At 64.9% G+C, this 16,121-nt stretch carries 12 protein-coding genes; 5 read left to right on the top strand and 7 right to left on the bottom strand.

The genetic code is table 11. The features are described 5' to 3' along the window. The first annotated feature begins 56 nt into the window (after window positions 1-56). A complete protein-coding gene (serA, locus tag G9C82_RS09285; protein WP_004959922.1) occupies window positions 57-1,643 on the top strand; it encodes a phosphoglycerate dehydrogenase in 1,587 nt (528 codons plus the stop codon). A 32-nt stretch (window positions 1,644-1,675) separates the two neighbouring features. On the opposite strand, the gene G9C82_RS09290 is transcribed toward serA, so the two are convergent. From G9C82_RS09290 to G9C82_RS09320, 7 genes are all read right to left on the bottom strand, one after another. Further along, window positions 1,676-1,891, bottom strand: coding sequence for a hypothetical protein (locus G9C82_RS09290; RefSeq protein WP_127013943.1), 216 nt, complete (start codon window positions 1,889-1,891; stop codon window positions 1,676-1,678). A 57-nt stretch (window positions 1,892-1,948) separates the two neighbouring features. Beyond that, window positions 1,949-2,995, bottom strand: a complete 1,047-nt coding sequence (locus G9C82_RS09295; RefSeq protein WP_011224377.1) for a PAS domain-containing sensor histidine kinase — start codon at window positions 2,993-2,995, stop codon at window positions 1,949-1,951. Next, a complete protein-coding gene (locus G9C82_RS09300; RefSeq protein ID WP_127013944.1) occupies window positions 2,988-5,054 on the bottom strand; it encodes a PAS domain-containing sensor histidine kinase in 2,067 nt (688 codons plus the stop codon). Before G9C82_RS09300 ends, G9C82_RS09295 begins: the two co-directional genes overlap by 8 nt. Window positions 5,055-5,222: 168 nt before the next feature. Then, window positions 5,223-9,410 carry a DNA-directed DNA polymerase II large subunit gene (locus tag G9C82_RS09305; RefSeq protein WP_127013945.1) on the bottom strand — a complete coding sequence of 1,396 codons (4,188 nt, stop codon included), beginning with the start codon at window positions 9,408-9,410 and terminating at the stop codon, window positions 5,223-5,225. Between the two features lies 1 nt (window position 9,411). Then, window positions 9,412-9,834 carry a PPC domain-containing DNA-binding protein gene (locus tag G9C82_RS09310; protein WP_127013946.1) on the bottom strand — a complete coding sequence of 141 codons (423 nt, stop codon included), beginning with the start codon at window positions 9,832-9,834 and terminating at the stop codon, window positions 9,412-9,414. Between the two features lie 189 nt (window positions 9,835-10,023). After that, window positions 10,024-10,533, bottom strand: coding sequence for a 2'-5' RNA ligase family protein (locus G9C82_RS09315; RefSeq protein WP_127013947.1), 510 nt, complete (start codon window positions 10,531-10,533; stop codon window positions 10,024-10,026). A gap of 40 nt (window positions 10,534-10,573) precedes the next feature. Continuing rightward, the gene (locus G9C82_RS09320; protein WP_007189558.1) at window positions 10,574-10,762 is read right to left on the bottom strand and encodes a hypothetical protein; all 189 of its coding nucleotides are present in this window, start codon (window positions 10,760-10,762) and stop codon (window positions 10,574-10,576) included. Between the two features lie 158 nt (window positions 10,763-10,920). On the opposite strand from G9C82_RS09320, the gene G9C82_RS09325 reads away from it, so the two are divergent. The 4 genes from G9C82_RS09325 to argH all read left to right on the top strand — a co-directional run bounded on the left by G9C82_RS09325 (window position 10,921) and on the right by argH (window position 16,102). Further along, entirely contained in the window at window positions 10,921-12,015 is a 1,095-nt protein-coding gene (locus G9C82_RS09325; protein ID WP_127013948.1) for a hypothetical protein, read from the top strand. 137 nt (window positions 12,016-12,152) lie between these two features. Then, window positions 12,153-12,938 (top strand): hypothetical protein, encoded by a 786-nt coding sequence (locus tag G9C82_RS09330; RefSeq protein WP_174789917.1) that lies wholly within the window; start codon window positions 12,153-12,155, stop codon window positions 12,936-12,938. A gap of 400 nt (window positions 12,939-13,338) precedes the next feature. Continuing rightward, window positions 13,339-14,598 (top strand): argininosuccinate synthase, encoded by a 1,260-nt coding sequence (locus G9C82_RS09335; RefSeq protein WP_004959895.1) that lies wholly within the window; start codon window positions 13,339-13,341, stop codon window positions 14,596-14,598. 4 nt (window positions 14,599-14,602) lie between these two features. Then, window positions 14,603-16,102 carry an argininosuccinate lyase gene (gene argH / locus G9C82_RS09340; protein WP_004959891.1) on the top strand — a complete coding sequence of 500 codons (1,500 nt, stop codon included), beginning with the start codon at window positions 14,603-14,605 and terminating at the stop codon, window positions 16,100-16,102. Window positions 16,103-16,121: the final 19 nt, after the last annotated feature.

Consider the following 16,121-nt stretch of genomic DNA (forward strand, 5'->3'; position numbering starts at 1 on the left):
CATTTGCGCGGACGGAGAAAACAAGCGTTATGCCGCCCCAGTAAGTTCGATTCGGTATGAAGGTACTCGTTACGGACCCTATCGCTGACGCCGGTCTCACGCGACTCCGTGAGGCGGGCCACGATGTCGAAACAGCCTACGAGGTCGAGGGCGACGCACTCCTCGATGCGGTGGCCGACGCGAACGCGCTCATCGTCCGCTCGGGCACCGAAGTCACTGAAGAAGTGTTTGCGGCCGCGCCCGACCTCATCATCGTCGGCCGAGCCGGCATCGGCGTGGACAACATCGACATCGACGCCGCCACCGACCACGGCGTCATCGTTGCTAACGCCCCCGAAGGCAACGTCCGTGCCGCTGCAGAACACTCTGTCGCAATGGCGTTTGCCACTGCCCGGTCCATCCCACAGGCCCACGACCGCCTGAAAAGCGGCGAATGGGCCAAAGGCGAGTTCCTCGGCACGGAAGTCAACAACAAGACGCTCGGCGTCGTCGGCTTCGGCCGCGTCGGCCAGCAGGTCGCCAAACGGCTGGGCGGCCTCGGCATGGATATCGTCACGTTCGACCCCTACATCAGTCAGGAGCGCGCCGACCAGTTCGGCGCGGAACTGGTCGATGATCTTGAGGACTGCCTCGCCAAGTCCGACTTCATCACGATCCACACGCCACTGACCCCCGAGACCGAGAACATGATCGGCGAGGACGAACTCGCCCTGCTCGACGGCGGCTACGTCGTCAACTGTGCCCGCGGCGGCATCATCGACGAGCCGGCCCTTGCCGAAGCCGTTGAGGACGGCGTTCTGAAAGGCGCTGCACTGGACGTGTTCGGCGAGGAACCGCTGCCAGACGACAGCCCACTCCTCGATGTCGATGACATCATTGTCACGCCCCATCTGGGCGCGTCGACGGAGGCCGCACAGGAGAACGTCGCCACCTCCACGGCCGACCAGATTATCGCTGCGGCCAACGGCCAGCCCGTTGCCAACGCTCTGAACGCGCCGTCGCTGGACGAGGCGACGTTCAAACAGGTCGGACCGTACCTCGACCTCGCCGACACTGCCGGTCGCATCGCGGTCCAGCTGTTCGGCGGCCACATGTCCGAAGTGCAGGTCACCTACGCTGGTGACATCGCTGAGGAAGACGTAGAGTACGTCACCGCCAGCGCGCTGAAGGGTGTGTTCGCGCCCTCGGACCTGCAAGTCAACGCCGTCAACGCCCCGCAGATAGCCAAGGACCGTGGCATCGACGTGACTGAGTCCAAAACCCGAACCTCCGAAGACTACCAGAGCCTCATCACCGTCACCGTCTCCGACGGCGAGGAATCCGTCTCCGTCTGTGGGACCCAGTTCGGCGGCGAGGAGCCCCGAATCGTCCGTATCGACGACCACCGTATCGAGGCCGTCCCCCACGGACACATGCTGGTCGTCCGCAACCGCGACGAGCCCGGCACTATCGGATTCATCGGGACCGTGCTGGGCGAGGCTGACATCAACATCGCCGGGATGTTCAACGGCCGCGAGACCATCGGCGGGGAGGCCCTGTCCGTCTACAACCTCGATGAACAACCGCCACAGGACATCATCGAGCGACTCAACGACGATAGCCGCATCATCGAAACGACCTACGTCGAACTCGGCGACGAGTAACACAGCGGAATTTTCTGACAGCCAGTTCCGGGTTATTCCCCGTGGAGAAGGCGCTCGTACCGGTCGACGACGGCCTGCCGATGTTCGCGTTCCTGTTCGAGCGCGGTTTCCAGCGTGGCCACCTGTGAGCGCAACAGCGCGATCTGTATCTGATAGATCGTACTGGGTGTCTGTCGGGGCGACAGTAACGGGGTCCCCGACCGGTCCCCGGAGTCGAACGACGGCGCTGAATCGCGGGACGAGGCCATACCCGAGACAGGAGCGCCACGGGCAAAAACACCCGTCGGACGGCTGTCACGCGCTCGTCAGTCGCCCTGAGAGGTCCGGCGTCGGTCGTTGTCGCCGACACCGAACTCCGCAGCGAGCGGAATCTGGAGCGTGAGCGTCGTTCGCCCGTCGTGCCTGTCGTAGGCGAGTTCTCCGCCGTGACAGTCCAGTATCCACTTCGTCAGCCACAGTCCCAGTCCGGTGCTGTGTCTGAGCTGCGTTATCGGCCTGTCGCCGAACAACACCGCCCGCTCGTGTTCGGGCAATCCCGGGCCGTTGTCGCTGACTTCGACCACCGCCACCGTCCGCTCGCACCGCACCGTGACTGACAGCTCCGGCTCTCCGTCGGTGTGTTTGATTCCGTTTTCCACGAGCTGTGTCAGCGCTATTTCAAGCCGGTCGTCGACGGCGACGGTCACCGTCTCGGAGTCCTCGACAGCGAGGTCAACTGTCGCGGCGTCGTACCGGTCGAGGACTGACCGCACGCTCTCGACGAGGTCGGTCCGTGACGCCGTCGTCGCGGCCGCGCCCATCACGTACTCTATCTTCCCGGCCATCTCGCTCAGTTCGGCCAGTTCGCTTGCCGCCGTCGCCATCAGGGATGCCTGCGCCCCGAGGTCGCCCGACAGCTCCGCCGCCAGCGTCTCTGTCCCGTCGAGCAGCGGCACGAGCTTGTTCCTGAGGTTGTGCCGTAGCACACGGTGGAGCACCTGATGGTGTTGCTCTCGCCGTTGTCTCTCGGTCAGGTCAGTGTATATCGTCAGCGCTCGGTTCGCTGTCGTCGGAACGACTCGACAGGACAACTGCCGGGGGCCCTCGACTGTCTGTCCCGTGACGGTGCCCTGCTGTGGGTGGGGGTCGCCTGGCGCTCCGTCGGACGCTTTCCAGCCGTCCCGTTCGATTCCCAGGACGTGCTCGGTCAGTGGTTCCCCGCGTATTTGCTCGCTGTCGACACCGAACAGTTCGACGAACGCCGGATTTACCGCCCGGATTATCGGCTTGTCGTCGATGAACTTGACCTCGGCGACAGCATCGTCGGTGTGCTCGAACAGCGCCCTGAAGCGCGTGGCATCCGGATCACTCATCCCTGTACTGGGTGGCGGCGACGAACTCAAAGCGGGCACCGCCGGTCCCGCTTTCGGTTACGGACACGTCCCAGTCGTGTGCGCTCGCGATTTCCCCGACGATTGTCAGGCCGAGCCCCGTCCCGTCGGCACTCGTCGTGTAGCCGTTGTCGAAGATGCTGTTTCGCTCCTCCTCCGGGATGCCGACCCCGTCGTCGGCGACGTAAAACCCGCTGTCGAGTGGTCCGACCCGGATGATCGACGCCTGCCCGTGTGTGACGGCGTTGCGAAACAGGTTTTCGAAGAGGTGTTTGAGGCGGGCGTCGTCCCCGGAAACAACGAGGCTGTCCGCCTCGACGACCAGTTCCGTGTCACAGGAACTCACGTGGGTCCAACAGGAACGCGCGACCGCACCGAGGTCGACCGGTGACGGGTCTTCGACGCGGTTCCCCTGCCGTGTCAGCGTCAACACGCCCTCGATGACTTCTTCCATCCGCTCGTGGGCCTGCCGCAGCCGGTCGACCCCGGCAGTGCTGTCGTCGAGCTGGCTCAGCGTCCCCTTGGCGACCTGTAGCGGGTTCCGAAGGTCGTGTGAAACGGTGCTTGCGAACTGTTCGAGCCGGTCGTTCTCCCGCTGTAGCTCCCGCTCTTTTTGCAGGCGTTGCAGGGCGACTTCCGCGTTGCTCGCAATAATCTGGACGAGGTTCAGGTCGGTCTCATCGAACGCATCCGGGTCCGTCTGTCCCACGCTGATGATGCCGTACTCGCTGATTGGGACGTACAGCCACGAGACGACCGGCTCAAGCGCTGTGCCGCCGTCGTGGTCACGGATATCCGTGTAGACGCTTGCCTGCTGTTCCTCGAAGGCTTCGCCGGGGAACCCCTCGCCGACGTCGTATGTCGGCCGCTCCGCTAGCAACTCCTCGGCCTTGTCGTTGACGTGCACAGGCTGGAGTTGCCCGTCCCGATGGACGCGGATCACGTTGATGCGGAACTCCAGAATCGATTCGATGGCCGCGCCGACTTCGGCGGCAACCGTCGACGGGCTGTCAGCGCCGAGCAGGTCCCGTGTCGCCTCGTGTAGCGCCTCTATTTTCTCCTCACGCTGCCGCTTTTGGGTGATATCCGTGTTGATAGCGACGTAGCCGCGCGGCTCGCCGCCGCGTGGAAGCGGCGCAATCGTCTGCTCGATGACGTAGCGCTCACCGTCGGGGCGCTCGTTCACCAGTTCACCCCGCCAGACATCGCCAGCATCGATGGTGTCCCACAGGCGCTCGTAGAAGGCGTCGTCGTGTTCACCCGAATTGAGGACCCGCGGCGTGTGACCGATAACCTCCGATTCGGCGTACCCGGTCAGCTCCTCGAACGCCGGATTGACGTACTCGATAACCCCGTCTCGGTCGGTGAACACGACGGCATGGCCAGCGCTCTCGACTGCCTCCCGGAACTTCCAGGGACTGATATCCACGCTTTCCAGACGGCTCCCGCCGGTCTCTCCGCCGTCGGCCCGCGGTGCCTGCCGCTCGTCAGTAGCGCCCCGTATCAGGTCGAGGTGGGTAGAGAGGATATCGGCGTCAATCCGCTCAATCTCACACAGAACCTCCGGCCTTGCAAGTTCGCGGAGTCGCCGACGTGCGTCGTGGACCGCCCGACTCTGTTCGAGTTCGCTGCCTGACTGGGCCGAATCAAGCACGTGTACTTTTCGCGTCAGTGATATCGCCTCCCGGAGGTCACCGTCCGAGAGCCCCATCGCCCGCTCGACTGCCTGCCCGAGCGCCGCCCCGTCGACCGGTTTCCGAAGGTAATCGGTACACGGGAGCGACAGGAGTTCCAGCGTCGGCTCCGCCCCGGTCACGACGAGCACGCAGTACGACCCACCGATGTCTCGTACCGTCTGTTTCAGTTCTGGAAACGCCATCCCCGGCCGTCCGTGGTCGTAGACGACGACCTCCGACCGAGCAAACGAGGGGGCGATGTCGTCCACTGTCTCGGCCAGTGTGTAGCTGTATGCTGGGTTGAGGCCCCTTTCATACACCTGACGGTCGACTGAATCGTCGATGACCAGCACGTCTCGGTCCATCTCTTGCCTCGCCTTCTATCAGGATTCATCATATATCCCGCTCGGATTGCAAGGAGCTGAGAACGCGGTTCGAATTTAAATGCCACCCCGAACGCGGACGCGCCCGCTGACACACGCCGCCCGATGGGCGGACCCGGTCGGGCGTCCCGAAGGCGGTCCCGGGACGGCTCACATGAAGTCCGCGATACCTGACTGCTTGTTGTGGTCGTTCTCGAACACCGACTCGATTTTCCGTTCCAGTATCTTGAGCCGCTGTTTCGTGTAGTCGCGGGCACCGAACTCGTCGGCGACGCGGATGGCTGTGTCGATGTACTTGTTGACCGACCCCTCGTGGACGGTGAGGTTGACGCGGCCGCCACACTCCCGGCAGTCGCCGGTCAGGGGCGCACGGCGGAACGACTCCCCGCAGTCGAGACACCGGACCTCCTGTCTGGAGAAGGCCCGGAGGTTGCCGATGAGGTCCGGCAGGAAGTGGTACTCGATGATTCGTTCGGCCACATCGCTCTCGACGACGGCCCGCAGCTTCCGGGAAATCTCCAGCTGGGCGTCCATCTTGTCCTCCATCGAGCCGAGCGTCTTGTACGCCGAGAGGTCCGGCCCGGCAGCGATGTTCGCCGTGTCGTGCGTATGCCGGAACTCGGTGTACTCGCGGTCGGTCCCCAGCGTCTCCTCGGCGATTTTCATCACGTCCTCGACCTCGGTCGGGTCTTTCATCTCGCGGGTTGCCTCGTAGAACTCCCTGGGATAGGCGTCCATGATGTCCATGTTGTGGGCCTCGTCGTCGATTTCGCTGGGGTCGATACGCGAGGACATCACCAAGGGTGCGTCCATCTGGCCGCCACGCTGGTTCGGGAGGTACGACTTCGAGAAGTTCAGCAGGCCGTCCATCAGGAGCATCACGCAGTCCTCATCGCCGTCGCACTGGCCGACGTAGGTCCCTTCGACGGCAACCCGGTGCGTGTCGGCGACTGTGAGACAGTAGACGTGGTCGACATCGCTTTCGACGTACTCGACAGCCTCAACGGTGTCTGTCGGGGCTGCGCCGTCGGTAGCCGCCGTCGAGGCCTCGCCGCGTGCCGTCATCGTCGTCGTCTCGCCGCCGTCGTAGGCAGGGAGGTCGTCGCCGGCGGCTAAATCGCTGGCCGGGACCTCCTCGATTCCATCGGGACCGGCCCGGAGCATCGTGTGGTCGGGCGTGACACGGAGCGTCCGGTCGCCGACGGTTACTTCCACGAGGTGGTCCGGCGCGGGGTGTTTCGAGACGGCGTCGACGGGCTGGCGACAGGGGCCGTTTTCACCAAGTGATGACACCGTGAGGTCGCCGTCTAGCTCCTGTACGAGCGTTCCGAAGTCGTCCTCTTGGGGGTCGTCCAGTCGACTTTCGACCAGTTCCTCGATGGTGCCGTATTCCCAGTCGTCGTTCTCGTCCTCGTACCACAGCCGGGTGTCCGGATGGAAGCAGTTCCGTCGCTTGGCGGCGTGGAAGTACGGGTGCGCGTAGCCGACGGCGGCGGAGGTGAAGCCGACCACACGGCCGACCGTCGCCGCGCTGGTGTGGGGGGCCATTCCGAACACGAGTTCGCCGACGAGGTCTTCGCGGTCGTCGAACTCGTAGAACCGCTCCAGCCCATAGTACTGTTCCAAGAGGTCGTCGACGAACCGGGCGGTCTGGAGCATGTGCTCGGCCGCGCCGTCCGAGAGGACGATATCCTGAACCTTTAGCTCGACCAGCTGGTCCTCGTGGGTCAGCGGGTCGCCGTGGATGTCCTCTGTGTAGCCCAGTCCCCGGAGTCGCTCGGCAGAGACATCCAGTTCTGAGGCTCGGACCGCCGTCACCGGCAAGTCGGTCATATCGTAGCGGACGGTGCCGTCCTTGAACGCCGACACGTCGTGTTTCGCCCGGAGGACGCCCTTCTCCATCGGCTCCGGGACTTTCTCCTCGGAGGTGAGCCCCTTGACCGCTTTCAGTTGTTCGAAGGCCGTTTCGCGCTCACCGACATTCTGCAGGGCGTCCCGATACGCTTCCTGCAGGTCGAGCACTTTGTACTGGGTCGGTGAGGCGAGTGTCTCACAGCGCCCACACTCCGCGCGGCCGGACTCGTCGCGCTCGACCTCGGCTTCACAGTCGGGACAGACGTACACTGGCTCGGTGGTTCCGCTGCATTCGGCACAGTTCGCCTGGTGGGTCTCGGTCCCGCAGTCAGGACAGCGCCGCCGGGCTACTTCGACTTCGACCTGGCCGGGCGTATCGCTCATGTCGTCGGCGTGTTTCGTCGCCTTGGCCACGTCTCGCTGTGCCCCGCCGGCCTCGCCGATGGGGCTGAGCGTGTGGACGGCCGGCGAGAGGTCCCGCCGCTCGGATTTCTCGGGGCGACCCATTCGGTTGCCGATGCGGGTCGGGGCGCGCTCCCGAACCTGAAATGGCGCAACCTCGTTTATCGCCTTGATGGCGTTCTGGCCGTCTTCTCGCTCGGCATCCTCGGCAACGCCGATTGCGTCGAGCGACTCGCTCTCACCGTAGGTTCGCGCGTGCTCGGAGAGGTCTTCTCGCGCCCAGTCCCGCTCCAGCGACCGGGAGAACCCAAGCGTCCGAACCAGCGGCACCCAGTCGGTGACCGTAATCGTCTCCTCGTCCTGCGTGTGCCCGATGAGAAGGTGTTCGAGCGTCTGTTGGACGGCATCGCTCCGTGGCAGGACGAGCACGCCGTCGTCGCTGTGCGCATCGCCTGCTGTGCCGTCCATCTCCGGGTCGGCGTACGCACCGTCAGCCTGTGCGACCTGTGCGTCCTCGACGGCGTCGGCGAGCGCACACACCTGTTCGATGCTCACGTCGTGCCAGAGGTAGGTGTATTTCGGGTGCAGCGGGGCGTCGTAGTCGGTCGCCCACTCGATGGCTTCCTCGGCGCTCGGGTCGGCGAGGTCGATGTGGGGCGAGTCCTGCATCGCCTGCACGTCCGCGCCGGCGGCCGCGAGGTCTTGCTCCCACCACTCGACGGTGTAGGAGGCCGGCGCGAGCGGATGGTTGTTCTCGACGAACTCGCCGTAGTTGACCAGATACTCCCCCAGGTCGAGTATCTTCTCGACGCCGTTGCGCACCTCCAGGGCCTCCTCGGCGTCGTCGATGCGGCGCACGTCCCCGTTGGCCAGGCGGACGGTCGGCCCCTCGATGGTGTCGACCGGCACGACGCCGGCGGCTTTCCCCGGCCGCTCGGTCTTGATCTGAGTCCCCGTCGCGAGGAAGTCGTCGACGAGGTGCATCGTTGCCGGGTGGACGCCGGCGGTCGCAAAGCCGTGGTTGCGTGACCGGCCGTAGCGAAGCCGGAACCCGCCCGCTTTCGACGGGTGGGAAAACACCGGGCGGCCGGCGATGAGGTCCCGGAGGTATTTGTCGGCGGGTTCGACGCGTGGCGGTCCCGCCTGCTCGTCAGCCTCGTCCCCGCCGTCGTCGTCCGCGCCGTCGCCACCGTCGTCGCCGTTCGCGTCTTCTGCGCCGTCCCCCTCGTCGGCTTCGTCCTTGCCGATGGTCCCGTCGATGAGGTCCTGCAGCCACGGCCAGTCGACCTCGTCTAGGTTCCGGGTGTAGCGCTGTATCTTCGGCGCTTTCAGCGCAATCCCTTCGGCCAGTACCAGACACATCCCGCCACGCGGGGAGTTCGAGTCGACGCGTTCGAGGTCCCGATAGCCCGACACCTCCTCGTCGCCGGTCGCCTCGCCGTCGAGCATGATGGGCATGTGCTCGGCGATGAACTTCGTCTCCTTTTCTTTTGGCGAGTACTGGAGGCCGGTGTCCTTGTCGTAGAGGTCGATCTCTTCGGCGTAGCGGCCGATCTCGTCGTCGCGGGCCTTGTACTGGTCGATGCCAAGCAGTGCGCGGGCGTAGTCGGCGACCAGCACTGAGAGCGCCTGTGCGGTCCCGCCGGCCGAGCGGATCGGGCCAGCGTAGTAGACGTTGATGAACTCCGTGCCGTCGTCGTTTTCCAGCAGTTCCACGCGGTCGATACCCTCGATTGGGGCGGCAACGACACCCTCGGTCAGCAGGGCAACAGCAGTCCGGACCGCACCCTCGACTTTCCCCTCGCGGCTGTCGTAGTCGCCGACAGTCCCCTCGACGAAGTCCTCGACCAGTTCCAGTGCGGCTTCTTCGCGGGACATCTGTCCTTCCAGTTCCCGCACTCGCTCGGCAACGCCGTCGATGCCGAGGATGTTCTCGACCCGGTCGGCCATGTCACGGGCGGTCGGAATCTCGACTTCGGGCTTTGGGTCGCCACCGCGCTCTTTGGCCCGCTCGGCGACGTCGAAGGCGGCTTCGAGCTGGGTTTCGAGCGTTTCGAAGTACTGTTCGTCGGCCTCCCGCATCTTAGATATTCCAGAGGTCCAGGTCGGTCGGCTCGTCGTGCTCCCGCTGGAGTTCCGTATCGAACCCGCGGACGTACAGTTCACCCGCCCAGACGGTGCCGGCGTTCAGATGGCCGGCGACCGCCTCGCCGTCGGGCCGTGAGAGGACGGCGTGCGTATGTGCGAACCGCTCCCCGTCCAGATGCGAGATGTTGCCCATGCAGGCGGCGACCTCGAGCGGTTCGTCGAAGGTCAGCGAGTCGTACTCGGTCCGGTCCTGGTCGTAGAACATGAGTTCCGCGTCCTGCACTGCCCCAAGCCCGTAAAAAAAGCCGGCGTCGATGCCCTGTTCGTCCGCGAAGACCTCGATCTGCGCGCGCCAGTCCCCACCGTGCTCCAGTCGGCAGACGAACTCGGACGTACTGTCGACTTCGCGGTAATCCATATCTGTAGTGGATGGTAGGCCGCTCCAAAAGCATTGCTTTCGGTCCAACCGTTTATATCCGAAGCCGAGACCACGGCCGCTGTGACGTAACCATAGCCCGGCGCGAATAGCAGTTGTGCGGCACCACCGCGCCGGAACCGACGCGTGCCGCCTGTTCGCCACTGTGCCGGGACAGACAACTGAGCAGCGCTACGCCGGCAACGACACCTGGCTGACCGGCTGGTTTCGGTCGGCGTCATAAAAGGCGAGTTCGTCGACGGTCCACCGAATCGGTTCGATGTCTCGCTCGACCAGCCGTGCGGCTGCGTCCAAGTCCCCGCCGCGGGCGACGGTCACGTGCGGGACGTACGCGTCGCCTTCCATTTCGTCGACCGGGTCGACCCGCTCGCAGAGCCGCTCGTGCAAGGCAACCAGTCCGGGGCTCTCGACGGCGAGATACACCACCGGCGATGGCCCGGTCACGGCCGTTTCGAACTGCTCGACGCCTGCAATCTTCGCCTCGAACGCCGGTTGGCCGCGAAGCGCCTCCCGACCCTGTGCTTCCAGTCGAGCGTAGGCCGCATGGTCGCCACCGCCCAGCCGCTTGGCGACCAGCGTGTGCTCGCCCCGGCCTCGTCGCTGTGCGAGCGGCAGGTCCGCCGCAAGGTCGGCCGCCAGCGACGTGACTGCTGACGGGAGCGGGACGTTGATGCTGTACACAGTGAGCGGGTCGCTTGCTGTCGGGAAAAAGAGCGCGGTCCTACAGCCGGTCAAGCAGCCACAGGACGATGAGGACGACCAGAACCACGCCGAGTATCGGCTGGAGCGGCCCCAGAAGCCAGCCTAACAGTCCCAGAACCCCACCGATAATTTCGAGCACCAACCAGACGACAATGAGGACGAGGACAATCTTCAGCAGGGTGTCCACGTCGAGTTTCGCTCTGTCCATGCTCGACAGGACTCCCTCACGTGGCAAACCCCTTGTGGCCACAGCGGCCGGTGATTCAGGCCCCGGCAGAGATGCGGCATGTGATGTAAGGCCGCAGCGTATCAGTTCACACAATCGGCAATAAACGATATACCTGCTGAGAAGGTAGCCGCGGTAGGATGGGCCGGAGCGCTGGAACGCTGGTAGTCGTATTCGTCGCAGTAGCACTGCTTGTACCGACAGCGACCGGGGCCGGTTTCGGTAGCCTCGGCCAGCAGTCTGTCGATGCAGACGTGGTCGTGATGACCGCTGACGTGGGACCAGATGGGGCCGCCGACTGGACGGTCGCCTACCGCATCCGGTTAGACGACGACAACGCCACGCAGGCCTTCGAGGACCTGCGAGCGGATATCCAGGCAAACCCTGCAGCGTACACGGACCGCTTCGAGAGCCGGATGCAACGCACTGCCGGGGCCGCGGAGAACGCGACCGGCCGCGAGATGGCTATCGAGAACGTCACTGTGAGCGCGCGCGAAGACACGTTCGGCCAGACGTACGGCGTTATCACCTACCGGTTCCAGTGGACAAACTTCGCCGGCGTCTCCGATGACCGCCTCGAAATCGGCGACGCGCTCTCGGGGCTGTTTCTGGACAGCGAGACCTCACTGACTGTCCGCTGGCCGGCAGGCTATCAGGCCGACTCCGTCGCGCCACAGGCCGACGAACGGAAGAACGACTCTGTCACCTGGCGGGGCCAACAGACGTTCGGGGAATCGGAGCCACGAGTGGTTGTCACTTCGGGGGACAGCGCTGGCGGTGACAGCGGGTCGAACGGCCTCCTCGTTGGCGGACTCCTCGCGCTGGTCGGCATCGCCGCCGGAGCGTATGCCCTTCGACGGTACGGTGTCCTTGGCGGCGGTGAGTCGGCCGAACCACCGGCGTCGATGGTCGAATCTGACGATTCAAACACGGAGGCCCCCGCCGGCACGGACGCCGACGCTGGCGCACCGCCGGCCGAACTCCTGAGCAACGAGGAGCAGGTCCTGCAACTGCTTGACTCGAACGGCGGGCGGCTCAAACAACAGCAGGTGGCCGGCGAACTCGACTGGACCGACGCCAAGACGAGTCAGGTCATTGGCGGCTTGCGCGACGAGGACAAGGTCGAAACGTTCCGCATCGGACGGGAGAACGTGGTGACACTGCCGGACACTGACGTGACTGGTGGCAACGGCGGCGAGGGCGACGGAACCGACAGCGACGGCGAAACACAGTAATAAAGACACCGACCGTTCACCGGAACCTGTCAGTTGGTTCGAGCGCAGTATTGCGGTTTTAATCCGGCTTAATCGGCGCTAACCCGGCATCACTGACGCCTATTTATAGGGTCTTGGATGGACAAGTACTGGATAGAATGAGACGAGCCACCCCGGTATTGCTGGCGCTGCTGCTCGTGGTGAGCACGCTCGCCGCAGTGCCCGCCGCAACGATGGCACAGGAAACGGAAGCGGTGACCGAACAGGCCAACGAGAACCCGACGGCCCCCGGCGCACAGCTGGCAGGCGTCGTCAGCGTGCAAGAAGCTGAACTGGACGGTGAGGTCCAGTCACGGACCTTCGGGGTCCGCATCGCACAGGCGAACACTGACGCTGCGAAGGCATCCGTCGTCGCCGAGCAGGTGAACGACTCCGAGGCCCGACTTGACGAACTCCAACAGCGAAAGCAAGCGCTGGAGCAAGCCCGAGAGAACGGCTCGATGAGTGAGGGCGAGTACCGGGCGAAGGCCGCCCAGCTCCACGCGGAGACGAGGAACGTTCAGCGACTGGCTACCGAGACGAACGAAACCGCCAGTCAGCTCCCCACTGAAGTGCTAGAAAAGAAGGGGATCAATGCGACGGCGATCAAGACCCTTTCACAGCGCGCGAGCGAACTGAGCGGACCGGAAGTCGCCGCTATCGCACAGGGTATCGCCGGCCCGAACGTCGGGCAGCAGGCTCGACCTGAGGTTGCCGGTGACCGCGGCAGTGATGCGGCGAACCGAACCGAAGTGGGTGACCGCCCGGGGGCCGGGCCGGAGCGGACCCCGGCGGGTGAACGGACGGACGTTGCCGACGCTACGCCAGCCAACGAGACGGCCACCAATGGCGAGGAAACCGAGTCGCCGGGTGGCGGGTCCGACACTGTCGATGCTGGCCAATAGCCAGACCGAAAACGAATACACCGTTTAACGCTCGTCACACGCCAGTCTGTTGTCGATGCTGGTCGCTATGGGCGACGCGATGGCTGCTGATGACCGGTGTTTGTTGTCCATACACACGGCACTGTGAACACGGAAACTATTAGTACCCGAGTCACACAGCAGAAAGTACATGATGCGGACCCCTCTTTCCACGATACTCGCTGCGGACAGCGAGGGGTCCCTCCGTTTCTCCCCACGACGACGACGACCGGGCCGTTTCTAGGCCCACTACTACTTACTCTTCAATTGACAGGTTCGCTTCGTCGCTAGACGCCGTCGTCGTCGGTTCGATGGGATACTCGATCCATTGTTTGATCGAGAAACCGACAGGCACACCACGGAACCAATCCAGAACACATCCATGCCAGAAGGAAACGGAACCGTCGCGCTCGCCTTCTCGGGCGGGCTCGACACGACAGTTTGCGTATCGCTGCTGAAAGAAGAGTACGGCTACAACGAGGTCATCGGCGTTACCGTCGACGTTGGCCAGCCCGACTACGAGTTCGAGGAGGCCGAGGAGACCGCCGAGGCACTGGGCGTCGAACAGCACGTCGTCGACGCCACCGAGGAGTTCGCGGACCTCTGTATGGAGGCCGTCAAGGCCAACGCCGACTATCAGGGCTACCCGCTCGGAACCGCCCTCGCGCGCCCGGTCATCGCCAAAGCCATTCTCTCGGTCGCCGAAGATGAGGGCTGTTCGGCCGTCGCACACGGCTGTACCGGCAAGGGCAACGACCAACTCCGCTTCGAGTCCGTCTGGCGCGACTCCGACCTCGATGTCATCGCACCGGTCCGCGAACTCGGGCTGACCCGCGAGTGGGAGAACGAGTACGCCGCGGAGAAGGGCCTGCCCGTCGAGGGCGGCGACGGCGGTCGCTACTCGATCGACACGAACCTCTGGAGCCGCTCCATCGAGGGCTCCGAACTCGAAGACCCGAGCACAATCCCGTCCGACGACATCTACAAGTGGACGGACAACCCCTCGGACAAGGATGCCGAACTCGTCGAGGTCGAATTTGAAGACGGCGTTCCCGTTGCCGTTGACGGCGAGGAACTCGGCGGGGTCGAACTCATCGAACAACTCAACGAGCAGGCGGGTGCCCACGGTATCGGTCGCACGGACATGATGGAGGACCGCATGCTCGGGCTGAAAGTCCGCGAGAACTACGAACACCCCGCAGCGACGGTACTTCTGACGGCCCACGAGGCGCTTGAAGGACTGGTGCTCACACAAGAAGAACGCCAGTTCAAGGCTCAGGTCGATCAGGAGTGGTCCCAGAAGGCCTATCAGGGCCTCGTCGACGCGCCGCTGACGGGCGCACTCGAAGCGTTCATCGACGACACCAACGAGCGCGTCACCGGCACTGTGACGGTGAAACTCGAAGGCGGCCACTGCCGCCCGGTCTCGCGCGAGTCCGACTACGCCGTCTACAGCGAGTCGGCGGCCTCGTTCAACGAGGAGGATGTCTCCGGCGGTATCACCCAGCAGGACGCGACCGGCGTCGCGAAGTACCACGGCTTCCAGTCCCGCCTCGCGAACAAGATTCTGGACGACGCGAAGAAAGGGGCCGCCGTGACAGACGGCAGCGGCGACGCCGCAAGCGAGGACACGGAGGAGTAAGCGAATGAGCGACGGCGAGGACCACGAGACGGCAAACGCTGACGACCGCGACGAGACGGTCGTCCGCCGGGACCGCTTCGCGGGCGGGCCCGCCCGGTCGTTCCTCTCCTCGCTGTCCGACGACCAGCGCATCTTCGCGGCCGACCTCGCGGTCGACCGCGCCCACCTCGTGATGCTGGCTGAACAGGAGATAATCGACCGCGAGACGGCCGGCGAGGTACTGGCCGCGCTGGCGGACGTGGAAGATGCCGGTCACGGGGCGCTCCCCGACGGCGAAGACGTGCACGAGGCCATCGAGAGCGCCGTCATCGAGCGTGTCGGGCAGTCGGGCGGGAAGATGCACACCGCCCGCTCGCGCAACGACGAAGTGGCGGCCTGTATCCGTTATCGTCTGCGCGAGGACATTTTGGCCCTCGTTGAGACCGTCATCGGTGCCCGCGAGCAACTCATCGAGGTGGCTCGTGCCGAGCGCGAAACGGTGATGCCGGGCTACACGCATCTCCAGCCCGCTCAGCCAACGACGGTCGCTCACTGGGTCCTGTCCTACGAGCAGGCACTCCAGCGCGACACTGGGCGCCTGCTGGATGCCTACGAGCGCGTCAACCAGAACCCGCTGGGGTCGGCAGCCTTCGCTGGGACGCCCTTCGACGTGGACCGCGAGCGCACGGCGGCACTGCTCGGGTTCGACTCGGTGGCGGAGAACTCGATGGACGCCTCGGCGACGCGTGATTTCCTCGTCGAGACGACCAGCGCTGTCGCCACGTTGGCGACGACTCTGTCGGGGCTGGCCGAAGATGTTGTCGTGATGGCGAGCAAGAGTCACGTCGACCTTGACGACGACTACGCGTCCACGTCCTCGATCATGCCCCAGAAGAAGAACCCCGACACGCTGGAACTGGTCCGTGGACGCACGGGCGACGCCGTCGGCGGGCTGAACGGCCTGCTGACTAACCTGAAGGGCCAGCCTCGCGCGTACAACCGCGACCTGCAGCGCGCCGGTCGCCACGCTTGGGACGCCATCGACAGCGTCACCGAGAGCGTGGCAGTCGCCGCGGGCGCGGTCGCAACCGCTGACTGGCCTGCCGAGACGCTCGAAGCCGCAGCCACTGATGGCTTTGCGACGGCGACTGGCGTGGCGGACTTGCTGGCGATGGCCGGTGTGCCGTTCCGCACGGCCCACGAGGTCGTTGCCGAGGCCGCCGCCGGTCTGGGGTCCGAGGAAGACGCGCCCGACTACGAGGCACTGTCGGCCGTCGCCGAGGACGTGCTGGGCGAGCCTCTGTCAGCCTACGTCGACCGCGACGCGCTGGAGGACGCACTTGACCCAGCGGAAAGTGTCGCGATGCGGGACTCTCGCGGTGGCCCGGCCCCCGACGCCGTCGCCGAGCAGGTGTCGGTAGCCGAAGACGCACTCGCCGCCGACAGCGAGGCACTGACTGACCGCTGGCAAGCGGTTTCACAGGCGGCTGACCGCCGCCAGACGGAGGTGGACCGATATGTCTGACCGACCACCGTCCCCTCGC

This window comes from Haloarcula sp. R1-2 (genome assembly GCF_011627385.1).
In the GTDB taxonomy this organism is placed as follows: Archaea; Halobacteriota; Halobacteria; order Halobacteriales; family Haloarculaceae; genus Haloarcula; species Haloarcula marismortui.